The sequence below is a fragment of the Actinomadura vinacea genome, from assembly GCF_039532545.1.
GTDB classification, from domain to species: Bacteria; Actinomycetota; Actinomycetes; order Streptosporangiales; family Streptosporangiaceae; genus Spirillospora; species Spirillospora vinacea.
Window position 1 is genome coordinate 198,144 of record NZ_BAAARW010000001.1, and the last position, 14,097, is coordinate 212,240.

Here is a 14,097-nt window from a genome sequence, read left to right on the forward strand (position 1 = left end):
GCCTGGCGGTGGAGCCCTCAGAGTCATGCCCGTTGGACCAACAGATCCGGGACGGTGTCCGTCGCGACCACCTGGATGCGAACTATCGGCACTCCTGGCCCGTCACCACCTCACCCAGTTCGTGACGTGTGCTGGTGGTAGATGGCTCCAGGACCAGGGCGTCCCCGGCCGGGCGGGGCTGCGGGGCGCCTGCTCCGGTGGCGAGGATGGAGCGGACGTCCTCGGCCCGCCACCTTCGGAACATCACCGCCCGCTCCAGCGCGGCCAGCAGGGCGGGCTCGCCGTGAGCGGCACGCAGCGCGGCAAGCTCGGCCAGGTCACCGGCCAGGCGGGTGTTGCCCGAGGACGCCGACCCGGTCAACCACGTCTCCGCGATCGGGCCGAGGCCCAGGAACGCCTTCTCCTCGGCGGTCTTGGCGCGGGCGGCCCGGCGAGGCGCAGCGCGGGGTCCGCCGTAGTGCTCATCCAGCACCGCGGTCTCGCCGGGAGCGACTGGGGTGTGGTCGGCGACGACCTCACCGGTCGTCAGGACGGCGACCAGCAGCCGGCCAGCCGACTCCATGACCGTGACCATCGTGTCGATGAGAGCGTTGGGCACCGAGTAGCGGGCCGAGCCGAACCGGACGTAGGACAGCCTGTCGACCTTCCGGGTAATCGGCGGCTTGCCGATGGTCGGCCGCAGCGACGGCAACGCCGTCAGCAGGTCCCGCTCTGCTTCCAGCCGGTCGGCCGGGACGGCCGCGATCTCCGAGTGCGGGACGATGTTGACCTCCGTGCACCACTGCCGGGCGGCGATATTCGCGACCGTCAGGTCCTCGAACGGGGCGTTCGGGACGATGAGGTCACGCTTGGCATAGCCCACCAGGTTCTCCACGATCCCCTTCGACTCCGGATCAGCGGCCTCGCACCAATCCGGCCGAAATCGGTAGTGGGTGGCGAACCGGACGTAATCCGCGGTCGGGATGACCTTGTTCGCCACGACACCGCCCTTCAGGCAGCCCCTTCGGTCCGCCAGCACGACCTTCGGCACCCCGCCCAGCGTCTCGAAGCACTCAGCCAGCATCGCCAGGGTCGTCTCGGCCCGCTCGTTGTCGGCGAACCGCACGAACCGGACCCACGACCAGGCCGGCACTGCACAGAACACGTGCAGCCCGCCGGTGCTGCCCCAGTCGATGGCCAGCATCTCGCCCGGCGTCCAGACCGCCGGGCGCCGTCCCCGGTGATGGCCGCGCCGCCACGTCTTCTTGGCCTCGGAGACCAGACGGCGGAAGTCGCGCGCCGACCCCTCATACCCAGCCGCCCGCGCGACCGGCAGCAGCCGCTTCGCCGAGATCTTCCCCGACGTCGCCTCGACCTTCTCCGCGACCAGACCGGCGAAGGAGTCGTAGTTGCGCGAGCGTGGCCTGCGGCTCGGCGCCTTGCCCCGGCCTCCTGCCGCTCGATGATGCGTTGCACCGTCTTGTGCGTCGTCCCGCACAACACGGCGGCCCCGCGATACGTGCCCACCTCACGGTAGGCAGCGATGATGTCCATGATCTCCCCCGATGACTTCATGACGCTGGAGGCCCCCTGGCCGGTGATCTCGACTGGCTTCGAGACCGTCAAGATCACCGGCCAGGGCACACACACCCCCGCCACGACACGCACCGTCAACGAGAGATGGCGACTTTCACCTGGCCACCAGCGGCGACCTCAACCCGGCCGCCGCTGGCGACTTTTACATGGCCACGGACAGCCTGTGCCTGCGTCGCGTGGTGCAGTGGATTTGCAGTCCCCACGCCCAACTCCCCTGACCTGCGTCTACGCGGCTCAGCCACCAAATTTCGGCCCGCATTGGGCACTACGCCCAAGAGGCTGTGCTGTCTGCTCTCCACAGCTCGACTGGAACTGGCCGGTTGCCCTGCTAGTTCTTCCCCGGACAGTACGTAGTGTCCAGATCAGTCTCGATCTTGGACCGTTCGTGACCAGGTCACGGACGAACGCAAACGGAGGAAATATGAGCACGGATCACATTGACCAGGCGTCCCATTTAGGTTCGCACATCAACCTGTTAGCAGACTTATCGAGGGTCGATGGCAGGGCGAAAAGTGGAACGGTGGACGCCATTCTGGTTCCCACAATCGCTCCACACCGAGTGGGACCGGCGATCGCCTTGGCAAAAGCATTAGAGTGCACTATCGTCCTGTTATGCAGCACATCTTCACAGCTGCGGGAGATTGACAGAATGGGGCATGTCCTGCCCTCCAGCGCACTTCGCCTGGAAGTCTCGCCGGGGTACAGCCACCCGCTGCTCGACTTCGAGCAGCGGGCGATGGAAAAGCATACAAACATCGCGACAAAGAGGAACATCGGACTGCTGCTGGCCCGCCTGTGCGGCTGGCGGACGGTCTTCTTCCTCGACGACGACATCCGGGACATGGAGCCTTCCCTGATCAGGAGGGCCGCCGGTCTGACCGAGCAGTACCAGGTAGTCGGATTCCAGATTCCCGAATTCCCGGACAATTCGGTCGTGTGCCACGCCAACCGGGTTTCCGGGGGAGCACAGTCAACCTTCATAGGGGGTAACGCACTCCTCGTCGACACACATCGCGCGGATACGTACTTCCCCCCGATCTACAATGAGGACTGGCTGTTCATGTACGATGCGGTCGCCGCTCGCTCGGCGGGCGTCGCAGGCAGGCTGCGGCAGTTGGCGTACGATCCGTTTAGCCGGAGCGCCACGCCGGAGGAGTTCGGCGAACTCATCGCCGAAGGTCTGGTCCGGGCGCTCCATTCCGGATCGGATGTGTCCACGCTTTACTTCTGGATGGACGCGATCAAGAGGCGCTCGCGTTTCATCGAGGAGGTAGTGGACCGCCTGCACGGATCTGCTCGCGGAAAGGACGAGCCAAATCCGGATCACGACCGGATTCTGCGACGTCTCGACGCGGCGATGAAGCGTCTCCTGGAGATCTCCCCGATGATCTGCTTATCCTTCTATCGCACGTGGCGCGACAACGTGGATATCTGGCAGCAGCAGCTTCTGAAGCTTCCCACCTCCCTCACCTCTCAACAGGCGATTCGCTACCTGCGACTGTCGAGCGCGTAGGGCTCGCCGGCGAGGGAAGGTGAGATCCTAAGTGTCCGATAGGGCCCGGTCGGCTATGGCCGGGCCCTACCTGGCCCAACTGGTCCCGGGGCTGAGGCCCTGGGACCGCGGACTCTTGCCTCGATCTTGCATGAGTCGGGTTCGGTCGCGGAGCGACCGAACCCGACTGTTGTTTTCGGTGGTTGGTCGTGGTGGTGGCCCTACTGTCGCGTCGGGTGGGCGGGGTTCCACGGGCCCTAACGTTCTCCTTCCTGTGCTGACGGGACGGTTTGTCCTGGTCAGGGTGCTGGCAGCATATGCAGTCCTGGGCTGCGGCCTGGACCAAGTGTTCGGCCTGGCAAATCGGCGCACCGCCCGTGCCAGCGGTGGGCCCGCGTCTCGGCCCAGGACTCGCCGGGTAGCCCCGGTGCATTGCTGTAACGAATAACCCCAGAGTTCACTCCGTCCGCACCGAAGGGCCCTGGCCGACGGATACCTCGCGTTGCTCCTCCAGGACGACCTAGGTAGCGAAGCCGCGCTCTCCGAACGCGTCCGTGAGCATGTTGCCTCCCTGGCTGAACGGCCTACCGCTCCACGGTGCGGTTTCCAGCAGGGTGAACAGTTCTGCCAAAGGTTGAAGGGCTTCGCTGGGAAGCGCGGAGTCCTACTCTTCGGCGATCGGGGCTGTGACGAACTGGTACAACTACCGCTCGGCCTCTCGCTCGGCGAGGATCTCCCGCCATGGCCGGCCCGGGGAAGCGTCTCGCCAGCTTGGATCCGCTCGGCCAGGACGTGCATCTGACGGCGTCACTCGGAATCCTTCGCCGAGTCGCATGCCGTGGCCCACCAGCGGTCGACGAAGTCGTTCAACATGCCCAGATCCAGGCTCACACGGACCTCGTCGAGCACGGACTTAAGGCCGGCGTCGAATGCTTCGCGGTCCTGTGGCAGGGCGAGGGCGGCCCGGATAGCACGCAGACTCTTCTCCGGCATGGGCAGGCTGCCTGCCTGGGAGTCGTGCGGTTGCGCAGTCATCACAAGCCCTCCTCCCCGTGCCTAGAGCACACAGACTCAGCCCGTCCCGCGCTTGACCCCACCGGGCCGGGCGCTCGTCCGGGCGACACGGTGTGACAGGCCCGTCCGCGCACTTGAGTGCTCTGACCCGGGAACGATCAAGGCCCAGTCAGGGATCTCGTCCCTTACCTGGGCCTTCTTGGTGGAGCGGGTGACGGGAATCGAACCCGCGCTGTCAGCTTGGGAATCATTCGGATCTTGGCCCCTAAGGGCGCTGACCTGGTGCTCTAGGGTGCCGCGAGTGACCGTGAATCCCCCTTGATCCCCGTGGCTAATCGTTCGTCGGTCGGTGCCTGACCTGGGACGTCACAGAGTCTCGTTGGCTTGCGCGGGCGCGCACCGATCCGGAGCGCTCATCCGCGCGAACGACGCGACGATGTGACAGACAGAATCGCGCGGATGAGTGTTCCGGTCCGCGGGAGTCCAGAGGGCGGCGTAGCCCTCTGGTTCGAGCTCGCTTGACCCTCTGCATCCGTCCGGTGGTTGCCATGACGATCTACGCTCACACCTCGCTCGATGACAAGCGGGCGGCTCTTCGGATGCTGGGGGATGCGATCGGCTGAGGACGTTGCCGTCAGGGTTGCCGTCAAAAAGGCCCGGAACCGATCTCGGTCCGGGCCTTTGGGCTGTTCAGAGAGGTGGGCAGGGGCGGGGTCGAACCGCCGACCTTCCGCTTTTCAGGCGGACGCTCGTACCGACTGAGCTACCTGCCCATGACGCGCATCCGCACGTCTTGCGGTCCTGACGGGATTTGAACCCGCGGCCTCCACCTTGACAGGGTGGCGAGCACTCCTAACTGCTCCACAGGACCTTGCTGCTCCGAGCCTAGCGGCTCTGGAGGTGTTCACCGGCGTTCTTGGCGACGTCCGGAAGCATACGCGATGGCCCAGGGGAGCGCCAACTCGTTAAGGGATGCGTGGTGGGGGGATGGGCGACCGTGTGGTGGGCGTGTCACTCTTGGTGTCTGGCTGAGAAGGGAGAGGGATGGCTGAGGAGGGATACGAGAGAGGGCTTGGGACCCGGCAGATCCAGATGCTGGCGATCGGCGGGACGATCGGTACCGGGCTGTTCCTCGGGGCCGGGAAGAACATCGCCAAGGCGGGGCCGAGCCTGATCCTGATGTACGCGGTGGCCGGTCTGGCGCTGTTCTTCGTGATGCGGGCGCTGGGGGAGCTGCTGACGTACCGGCGGGCGGAGGGGGGTTTCGCGGACTACGCGCGGGAGTTCCTGGGGCCGTTCTGGGGGTACGCGACGGCCTGGACGTACTGGATCATCTGGGTGACGACCGGGATGGCGGAGCTGACCGCCGCCGGGGAGTACGTGCAGTACTGGTGGCCCGAGTTCGAGCAGTGGAAGACGGCGCTGATCGCGCTGGTCGTGCTGTTCACGGTGAACCTGATCTCGGTGAAGCTCTTCGGGGAGCTGGAGTTCTGGTTCGCGATGGTCAAGGTCGCGGCGATCGTGGGGATGATCGTCGTGGGGCTCGGGGTGCTGGTCATCGGGTTCTCGGACGCGGGGAAGACCGCGTCGGTGTCGAACCTGTGGGCGCACGGGGGCGTGTTCCCGGAGGGGTTCGGGGCGACGCTGATGACGTTGCAGATGGTGATGTTCGCGTATCTGGGCGTCGAGCTGGTCGGGGTGACGGCCGGGGAGGCCAAGGACCCGGAGAAGAACATCCCGAAGGCGATCAACGCGCTGCCCATCAGGTTCGCGCTGTTCTACATCGGGTCGCTGCTGGTGATCCTGTCGGTGATCAGCTGGACGGAGTTCGAGGAGGACAGCAGCCCGTTCGTGCTGGCGTTCACCAAGATCGGCATTCCGGCGGCGGCGGGGATCGTGAACTTCGTGGTGCTGACGGCGGCGCTGTCGTCGTGCAACGCCGGCGGGCTGTACTCGACGTCCCGGATGCTGCGGACGGCGGGGGCCAACGGGGACGGGCCCCGGGTGCTGGCCCGGTTGAACGGGCGCGGCGTGCCGGTGCTGACCGTGGTGATCTCGGCGCTGGTGATGGGCATCGGGGTCGTCGTGAACGCGATCGTGCCGGACAAGGCGTTCGAGTACATCACCTCGGTCTCGACCGGTGGCGCGATCATGGTGTGGGCGGTGATCGTCGTGGCGCATCTGGTGTACCGGCGGCGGGTGCGCGCGGGGCTCGTGAAGGCGTCCGGCTACCGGATGCCGTGGGCGCCCTACAGCAGCTGGGCCGTTCTGGCGTTCTTCGTCTTCGTCACCGTGCTGATCGCCTGGGAGGCGGACACGCGGGTGGCGCTTTACGTGATGGCCGGTTGGCTCGTCCTGGTGATGGCCGCGTGGCCGCTGGTGCGACGCGGGTCCAGTGCGGGGCGCGGGGCCGAGAAGGTGCAGGTGTCGGCGAAGTAGCCCTGCGGGCGGGCGCCGGCGCGGCTTAAAGTGTGCCGCAGACCCCCAGAGGGCTGGAGGCGATGTGTCCGGCAAAGCGGTGGCGCGCAGTCTCAGCGCCCGGCTGGACCACTATCCCGGTCTGCCCCGCACGCTGCTGGAGCTGCGGGTCCGCTGGGTGCTCCTGGTCGTGGTGGTGGTCGCGAACGTCGGTGGCGCGGTCGTGGTGCTGCTGTTCGCCACGTTCGTCGTCCCCGATCCGCCGCTCGCCGACATCGCCCACGTGCGGCTGGTGCACACGGTCGCGTTCTTCAGTTACCCGGCCTTCGCGGGGCCCGGCGCGCTGCTCCTCGGGTTGTACCTGTGGCGTCCGGTGGTACGTCTTGTCCGGGAAGGCGGCATTCCTGACCGGGCGCAACGCCGCGCCGTGCTGCTCGGGCCGTTCCGGCTGACGTTGCTGGTAGGCGGCCTGTGGGCGGTCGGCGCGGTCGGCTGGGCGGTGCTCGACCTGGCGCTGTTCACCCCGCGGCTGGCGGTGAAGACCGGGCTGACCTGCCTGCTCGGCGCGATGACCACGTGCACGATCGTGTACCTGCTGTCGGAGCGGCTGCTGCGTCCCGCCGCGGCGCTGGTGCTGGCCAGTGACAGCGACCGGTGGCGCGCCGGGCCGGCCGTGCTGCCGGGCGTCACCACCCGCGTCATGCTGGCCTGGGCGCTCGGCACCGCCATCCCCGTGTTCGGGCTGATCTGCGTGGCGATCGCCGCGCTGGTCGCGCCCGGGATCGCCACCACGCAGCTGGCCATCACGATCCTCGGCCTCGGCGGCGTCGCTCTTCTGGTCGGGATGTACGTGACGTACATCGCCACCCGGGCCATCGCCGACCCGATCAAGTCGGTGCGCAACGGCATGGCGCGGGTGGCGCGCGGCGACCTCGGCACCGAGGTCCCGGTGTACGACGCCAGCGAGGTCGGCCGTCTCCAGGTCGGCTTCAACCATATGGTGGCCGGGCTGCGCGAGCACGAGCGGCTCCGCGACCTGTTCGGCCGGCATGTCGGCGAGGAGGTCGCCGGGCTGGCCCTGGCGCGCGGGGACATCGAGCTCGGCGGCGAGACCCGCGAGGTCGCGGTGCTGTTCGTCGACCTCGCCGGGTCGACCCGGCTCGCCGAGACCCGCGCGCCCGACGAGGTGGTCGGGCTGCTCAACCGGTTCTTCGGCGTGGTGGTGAACGTGGTCGGCGCGCACGGCGGCTGGATCAACAAGTTCGAGGGCGACGCCGCGCTGGCGATCTTCGGTGCGCCGACCGAGACCGAGGACGCCGCCGGGGGCGCCCTGGGCGCGGCTCGCGAGCTGGCGCTGCGGCTGCGGACCGAGGTCCCGCAGCTGGACGCGGGCATCGGCGTCTCGGCCGGGCCCGTCGTGGCCGGATACATCGGCGCCGAGAAGCGCTTCGAGTACACCGTCATCGGCGACCCGGTCAACGAGGCGGCCCGGCTCAGCGACCTGGCGAAGGTCTCGCCCGGCCGGGTGCTGGCCTCCGAGACCGTCCACGATCTGGCGCACGTGGACGAGGCCGCGGAATGGGAGGTCGGCCGCGCGGTCACGCTGCGCGGGCGCCGCCGGCCGACCCGCCTGGTCATGCCGCGTCCCGCCGCCGTGTCCGGCTCCGTGATCCCGGTGCCCGTCTCCGCGCCGGACGTCTCCGAGGCCGCGCGCCGGCTCCGCCTGCCCCGCCCGCCGCGGTTCCGGCGTCCGCGCAGGCTGCCGCTGCGGGCGCCGATCTCGATCCCGCTCGCGGTGTCGCTGCCGCGCGTCATCCGTCCGTCGCGGCAGGTCGCGGAGGCGCCACCGGAGCTGGACGGCGCCAACGCCCCCGCCGAGACCGAGGACGATGACCCCGGGTCGGTCGCGTAGGCCCGAAGGCGGCGGCGCAGATCTTTGTCGTCTTTTAGCCGTTCATCGCCTGTCGGCGGACCCCGGTCCGGCCACCGGCGTGGTTACCTCACCGTCGGGGGGTTGGGTGACCAGACGGCACACGGGTTCCATACGGGTGCGGACGACCCTCAAGGCCGGGGTCCTCGCCGCCCTGATCTGCCTCGCCATCACCGTCCTGCTGGTGGTGGCGGTGCGCGGCTGGGAGGAAGACCACAAGCACCAGCGCATGGGCGCGGCGGCCCTGAGCATCGTGGACCTGATCCAGCGGGACAGGCTGCCCCGGACGCTGCCGCGGCGCGGCGTGGAGGCCCTCCAGGTGCTGAACGCGCACGGCAAAGTGGTCGCCTCGACGCCCAACCTGCTGGGCCGCCCGAGTATGGCGACGTTCCCGCCCGCCCCGAACAGCGCGTTCGCCCTCCGCACGCTCTGCCCGCCCACCGGCCTTGAGGGCTGCATGCGGGTGGTCTCGCTCCGGGTGTACGAGCAGGACGGCGACTGGCGGGTGTACGTCGCCGACCCGGGCGTCCCTTGGTACGTCAGCGGCGCGCTGTGCGCTCTCCTGGTCGCGGCGTCGCTGCTGGTGATCCTGCTGGCGGTGGTGCGGACCTGGTGGACCGTGGACCACACCCTGGCGCCGGTGGACGCGATCCGGGCCGAGCTGGCGGAGATCACCGAGACCCGGTCGGGGCGCCGGGTGCCCGTCCCGGAGAGCCGGGACGAGATCCGGCTGCTGGCCGAGACCGCCAACGCCACGCTGGACCGGCTCGACGCGGCTCTGGAGCGGCACCGGCGGTTCACCTCCGACGCCTCGCACGATCTGCGCAGCCCGATCACGGCGGCGCGGGCCCAGCTGGAGGAGGCGCTGCTGCGTCCGGAGGAGGCCGACTGGCCGCGGGTGGGGCGTTCGGTGCTGGGCAGCCTGGAGCGGTTGCAGGCGATTGTGACCGATCTGCTGGAGCTGGCGCGGCTGGACGCCGACGCGCACCGGGACGCCATGGGACGCCGCGGCGAGGAGATCGATCTCGCCGGGCTGGTCCGGGCGGAGCTGGAGCGTGCGCCGCGCGAGGGCACGCGGCTGGTGCTGCGGCTCGAACGCGGGGTGCTCGTCCGCGGGGATCGGCTCCGGCTGTCGCGGCTGCTGGCGAATCTGCTGGACAACGCCCGCAGGCATGCCGCGCAGGAGGTGTCCGTCACGGTACGGGCTGAGGACGGGACGGCGGTCATGGAAGTGGCCGACGACGGGGAGGGAATCGAACCGGAGGACCGTGAGCTGGTCTTCCAGCGGTTCTCCCGGCTCCGGGCGGGGCGTGACCGCGACGCGCACGGCACCGGGCTCGGGCTGCCCATCGCCCGGCAGATCGCCCGCGCGCACGAGGGCACGCTGACGGTCGAGGACGGTGCGCGGGGCGCCCGTTTCGTGCTGAGGCTTCCGCTCGTCGGGTGAGCGCTCAAGCGCCGGGAAGCGCGAGCTTGGAAGAGCGTGCGGGCGCCGGGAGGGGCGCGGGGTGGCCGGGTGCGGGGGAAGAACCCGGCCTTCTGGCGCCGCGCGTCAGGCGGCGGCTGGAGGGATGGTGGCGCTGGACAGGTGCATCCAGCCGGTGACGTCCGATTCCTTGACGGTGCAGCTCACCTGCTGGTAGCTGGCCGGGACGACGTGTCCGGGTGCCTGGGCGATGACGTTGTCGAAGACGAAGGTGGAGGTGATGAAACCGAGGTCGGATCCGGTCTTGGCGAGCCACTCCTTGAGGACCGGCGCGTCCAGGAGGCGCGCTGTGTGGATGACGGCGGAGCCCGCGACGCCTTCCGCGTCGTGGGTGACGGGGCCGACGTGCAGTGCGAGGCGCAGCTGGATGCGCACCGCGTCGCCGGCGCTGAGGTTGTGCCGGCGCAGGCCGGCGGTGAGGTCGGCCAGCAGCGGGTCGACGACGGCGCGGGTGGGCACCTGCGGCGGGACGATGATGAGCGCGCCGTCGCCGCGGTCTTCGCGATGGCAGTCGTCCCAGGGCACGCCGGAACCGGCGAAGGCCTCGCGGAGCAGGTCGTACATGACATGGCGGATGGCCAGGCGGTCGGGGTCCGTGCGGTGCCGTGAACTGAATCCGGCGATGTCGACGAACACGATCGAGCACATCTGGCCCGCCCACGCGGAGCACGAGGCCCCGGGCCGGGCCTCGGACCGGCGGGCCGGGGTGTGCGCGCCGCCCAGTTCGGCCGGGGCCGGGGCGGGCGTGTAGGGGGCGGTCGCGGTGAGCTCGGGCGGGAAGGCGACGTCGAGCTCGGCGGAGGGGGTTCCGCCTTCCGTCATCCGCTCGTAGATCTCCTTTTCGAGGGTGCCGACCACGCGCGGGTGGTCGGCGAGGAACGCCGCGAACTGCCGGGTGGTCATGCGCAGGGTGCGCACGACGTCCAGCGCGACGATGGTGGCCGAGCGCTGCCGCAGCAGGAGGGCGGCGCGCTCGCCGATGATGTCGCCGGGACCGCGGGTGGCGATGATCCGCTCGCGGCCGTCGCGGACGACGCTGACCCGGACGTAGCCGGACAGGATGACGACCAGGTGGTCGGCGACCTCGCCCTCGTACCACAGCGCCGTCCCCGCGGAGGAGACGCCGGCGGCCGCCGCGACGGTGAACGCGTAGCGCTCCTCGCAGGTCAGGGAGTTCCAGAAACCGCGGGCGGGCACGGCCGGCCGCGGCTGGACCGCGCCGGGGTGGTGATGGGCATGGGCGCGCTCGTGGATGGCCTGGGCCGGATGCAGGGCGTCGGCGGGCCGGGGCGCGCGGCCGGGATGATGGGACGCGCGGCCGCGCTGGTCGGGCAGGTGGCCGCGGTGGTCGGGCGTATGGACGGGCCGGTCGGGGTCGAAGCGGTGACCTGCCGGGTCGAGGACCGGGTCGACGCTCATTGAGCCCCCTCGTTCCAGACCCCGTGGGCCGCGCCCAGGAGTCTCCGGGCGGCACCCGCTGCCGCGGGGTGCCAGGGGAAGAGGTGCGGGGGTGCGGCCGGGATCGCGGGGCCGGTGGCGGCCGCCGGAGCCGGGACGCTCTTGTGTGTGGATTCGGGTGGTATGGGGGTTATGGCGGTGGTCGGGGTTGGATTGAGGTCATTACGCATTGTCGAGTCACCCCATGCTCGAACGCGACTTGCCGCCCGAAGGCACTGATGAACGGCGGTGCGTGCCAGCGGCCCGCCGTTTCCACCAGGGCACCGGAACGGCGCCTTGGCGGCGCCGGAAGGGGCCCGGAATGGAGCGGTGCACCGATCGGAAGTCGCATCCCCTATAGCCTCAACCGCGCGGTGGCGGTTAGACTGGGTGAGTCCGTTAGGGTCGTTTTTCCAGGTCAGCGGGCTGTCTTGGCAGAGTGCCAGGAAAGTCCCCAGTTCTGGTGAACGGTCCCATCGGTCCCGAATGGGTCGCCCTCCACTTTCCCTTGATCCGCTTGGCTGGCTACCGGTGGTCAAAGGTGAGTGAGGGCGACTCTGTTTATTTGTGCTGTTCGTACGCGCATGTCGGCCTTGTGACTTGGTCATCCGCCTCCCGAGTTGAGGGCCATCGCCGAGCGCGGCGCCGGAGCGCCGACGGCCTGTCTCACCGAGAGTGCAAGATCTTTACCCTAGCATGCATCCGGTTCGGTGTCAGCGAGGTCCCTTCCATCGCGATCCCTGCTAATCTGCTACCTAGCACGCTACAACATAGACCCCCGGGATGCAGCATTCGGCAAGGTCGTTCTGTAACTTTCACCCCCATTTATCAGCAAGATCCCTGGATCTTGGGACACCTAGATCCAGCCGGATCCAGAATGTCAGCGGAACGTGACGAGATGGCAGGCCCTAACATTGCAGGTAGCTTTCTGCCACATGGCGCGCGAGTTGATGGCACCGACTACATAGAGTGAGCGAAGATGGCAAGTGATCAAGGGCCCATCGTCCAGAGCGCCCTGCTGCGCACCGAACTCGTCCGGCTCCGGAAAGAGAAGGGGATGACGCAGGAGCAGGTGGCGAGCGCGCTGGAATGGTCGCCGTCCAAGCTCATCCGGGTGGAAGGCGGAAAGAACGCCATCACCCGCACCGACCTCCAGGCCCTCCTGCTGACCTACGGCGTGACGTCGGAGAGCAAGCAGGAGCGGCTCCAGGCCCTGGCCCGCGGCGCACGTGAGGCGGCGTGGTGGAACGCCTTCAGGGGGGAGGTCAGTGACACTTTCCTCACCTTCACGGGTTACGCGGCCGGAGCCTCCTATATCCGGCACTTCCACAACTCGATCGTCCCTGGCCTGCTCCAGACCCGCGAGTACGCCGAGGTCTTCAGCACCGGCCTGGTGAGCCAGATCGTCCGTGCCCGCACGGTGCGGATGCGCATGCAGCGCCAGGAGGAGATGGCCAGGCGGGAGGAGCAGCCGCAGCAGCACTACATCCTCGACGAGGCCGTCATCCGCCGCCATGTCGGGATCAAGACCGATCCGGCGATCATGCCGAGGCAGCTGACCCGGATCGCCGACGAGGCCGAGCAGAAGGAAGAGATGTCGGTCCGGGTGATCCCCTTCAGTGCCGGCGCCCACCTCGGCGTGTACGGGCCGTTCACGATCCTGGAGTTCGAGGGCGGGCTCGGTGACGTCCTCTACATGGAGGGCATGAGCGGCCCCAGCTCGCTGGTGACCGGCGACGATCAGCGCGTCGCCGAGTACCGGGACAACTTCGAGATCCTCCGCGACGAGGCGCTGCCGCCGGAGAAGTCGATCGCACTGCTCCGGGAGACGGCCGAAGAAATGATGACCTGACCCCCGACCCCGCCCCGTCCGATCATCACCGGAGGTGACAGCCTCGACCGGCACCCACAAGGCGAGCGGGCCTCATAACGCGTGAGCTGATCTTGTGTTCCCGAGGTAGGCGGGATAACTAGAACCGTTTACACTCATGAGCGGGAAATTTTCCACAAGGTCGTGGTTTGTTATGCCCTGCTCGGCTCTGGCCTAGGCGGGTGTCGCTTGCCCGATCGACGGCGAGACAGACCCCGCCGGCAACGGATGGAGGGTGCTGGATGATTGACCGGTCGGATCGGGGGGCCGTGCTGAACTGGCGCAAAAGCAGCGCGAGCATCGAGAAACAAGACGAGTGCGTCGAGGTGGCGGCGACGGAGCGGTCGGTGCTGGTGAGGGACTCGCACGCCGTGTCGGCCGGGGTGCTGGAGTTGGATTCCGCCGCCTGGCGGGGGCTCCTGGAACGGATCGTCAACGGTGACCTGGAGTGCCGATGAGTCTGGTGACTCAACGCGCGGCGCAAGGCCATGAGTGAATGACCGCGAGACTCTCGTGCCCGGATGGTGCGGGTTTTCCCGCGCTCATTCCGGGCCGGTCCCGCGCCAATCCGGCGGTGGGTGCGCCGCCGGATCCGCCCGTGCGGGCACCGGGGTCGCCGTTTGCGCGCATTCACTGCGCCCGGGCGTTCCTTGCGAGGCGCCCGGTGCGCATTGGAACGCGTACCGTGACGTCTGCGGTTTTGTCATGCCCGGCCGCCGGGCAAAGGGGCCGCGGGCTTCTGCGGGCTGCCCGAAATTCTTCGTCCGCGACCGCGTAGCCGTAGCATCGTCGCAGGTCAGTACGTGGCGCTGAAGATCGAGTGGGTTTTTCGGCCCCTCGGCGGTGAGCAGAAGCACCCGCCGCCCTCATAGCCC

The 14,097-nt window shown here is 68.7% G+C and carries 8 protein-coding genes, 2 tRNA genes and 1 pseudogene; 6 read left to right on the forward strand and 5 right to left on the reverse strand.

The window, feature by feature from the left end; genetic code table 11:
* Window positions 1–82: 82 nt before the first annotated feature.
* A pseudogene (gene istA / locus ABD340_RS00965) lies at window positions 83–1,554 on the reverse strand (IS21 family transposase).
* A 670-nt stretch (window positions 1,555–2,224) separates the two neighbouring features.
* Between istA and ABD340_RS00970 the strand changes: the two are divergent.
* The gene (locus ABD340_RS00970) at window positions 2,225–3,088 is read left to right on the forward strand and encodes a hypothetical protein (protein WP_344586329.1); all 864 of its coding nucleotides are present in this window, start codon (window positions 2,225–2,227) and stop codon (window positions 3,086–3,088) included.
* Between the two features lie 786 nt (window positions 3,089–3,874).
* Here ABD340_RS00970 and ABD340_RS00975 read toward each other — a convergent pair.
* From ABD340_RS00975 to ABD340_RS00985, 3 genes are all read right to left on the reverse strand, one after another.
* Complete coding sequence (locus tag ABD340_RS00975; protein ID WP_344586330.1) at window positions 3,875–4,102, reverse strand: DUF6247 family protein; 228 nt, start codon at window positions 4,100–4,102, stop codon at window positions 3,875–3,877.
* Window positions 4,103–4,780: 678 nt separating this feature from the next.
* Window positions 4,781–4,854 (reverse strand) — tRNA-Phe (locus ABD340_RS00980).
* 23 nt (window positions 4,855–4,877) lie between these two features.
* Window positions 4,878–4,952, reverse strand: a tRNA-Asp gene (locus ABD340_RS00985).
* A gap of 173 nt (window positions 4,953–5,125) precedes the next feature.
* On the opposite strand from ABD340_RS00985, the gene ABD340_RS00990 reads away from it, so the two are divergent.
* The 3 genes from ABD340_RS00990 (at window position 5,126) to ABD340_RS01000 (ending at window position 9,876) form a co-directional block, all read left to right on the forward strand.
* On the forward strand, window positions 5,126–6,520 hold the full coding sequence (locus tag ABD340_RS00990) for an amino acid permease (protein WP_344586331.1): 1,395 nt from the start codon (window positions 5,126–5,128) through the stop codon (window positions 6,518–6,520).
* A gap of 64 nt (window positions 6,521–6,584) precedes the next feature.
* Window positions 6,585–8,411 (forward strand): adenylate/guanylate cyclase domain-containing protein, encoded by a 1,827-nt coding sequence (locus tag ABD340_RS00995; protein WP_344586332.1) that lies wholly within the window; start codon window positions 6,585–6,587, stop codon window positions 8,409–8,411.
* 106 nt (window positions 8,412–8,517) lie between these two features.
* Window positions 8,518–9,876, forward strand: coding sequence for a sensor histidine kinase (locus ABD340_RS01000; protein WP_344586333.1), 1,359 nt, complete (start codon window positions 8,518–8,520; stop codon window positions 9,874–9,876).
* Window positions 9,877–9,981: 105 nt separating this feature from the next.
* Here the strand turns inward: ABD340_RS01000 and ABD340_RS01005 are convergent, their stop codons facing one another.
* Window positions 9,982–11,334: a cyclic nucleotide-binding domain-containing protein gene (locus ABD340_RS01005; protein ID WP_344586334.1), complete on the reverse strand. Its 1,353-nt coding sequence runs from the start codon at window positions 11,332–11,334 to the stop codon at window positions 9,982–9,984.
* Window positions 11,335–12,331: 997 nt separating this feature from the next.
* Between ABD340_RS01005 and ABD340_RS01010 the strand changes: the two genes are divergently transcribed.
* Together ABD340_RS01010 and ABD340_RS01015 are read left to right on the forward strand one after the other, a co-directional pair.
* Window positions 12,332–13,204: a helix-turn-helix domain-containing protein gene (locus tag ABD340_RS01010; RefSeq protein ID WP_344586337.1), complete on the forward strand. Its 873-nt coding sequence runs from the start codon at window positions 12,332–12,334 to the stop codon at window positions 13,202–13,204.
* A 260-nt stretch (window positions 13,205–13,464) separates the two neighbouring features.
* Window positions 13,465–13,680, forward strand: a complete 216-nt coding sequence (locus ABD340_RS01015) for a DUF397 domain-containing protein (RefSeq protein ID WP_344586338.1) — start codon at window positions 13,465–13,467, stop codon at window positions 13,678–13,680.
* Window positions 13,681–14,097 lie beyond the last annotated feature (417 nt).

Coding starts and splice junctions, on each gene's coding strand:
- ABD340_RS01015 (WP_344586338.1), top strand. CDS start 13,465: ATGATTGACCGGTCGGATCGGGGGGCCGTGCTGAACTGGCGCAAAAGC.
- ABD340_RS00970 (WP_344586329.1), top strand. CDS start 2,225: ATGGGGCATGTCCTGCCCTCCAGCGCACTTCGCCTGGAAGTCTCGCCG.
- ABD340_RS01005 (WP_344586334.1), bottom strand. CDS start 11,334: ATGAGCGTCGACCCGGTCCTCGACCCGGCAGGTCACCGCTTCGACCCC.
- ABD340_RS01010 (WP_344586337.1), top strand. CDS start 12,332: ATGGCAAGTGATCAAGGGCCCATCGTCCAGAGCGCCCTGCTGCGCACC.
- ABD340_RS00990 (WP_344586331.1), top strand. CDS start 5,126: ATGGCTGAGGAGGGATACGAGAGAGGGCTTGGGACCCGGCAGATCCAG.
- ABD340_RS00975 (WP_344586330.1), bottom strand. CDS start 4,102: ATGACTGCGCAACCGCACGACTCCCAGGCAGGCAGCCTGCCCATGCCG.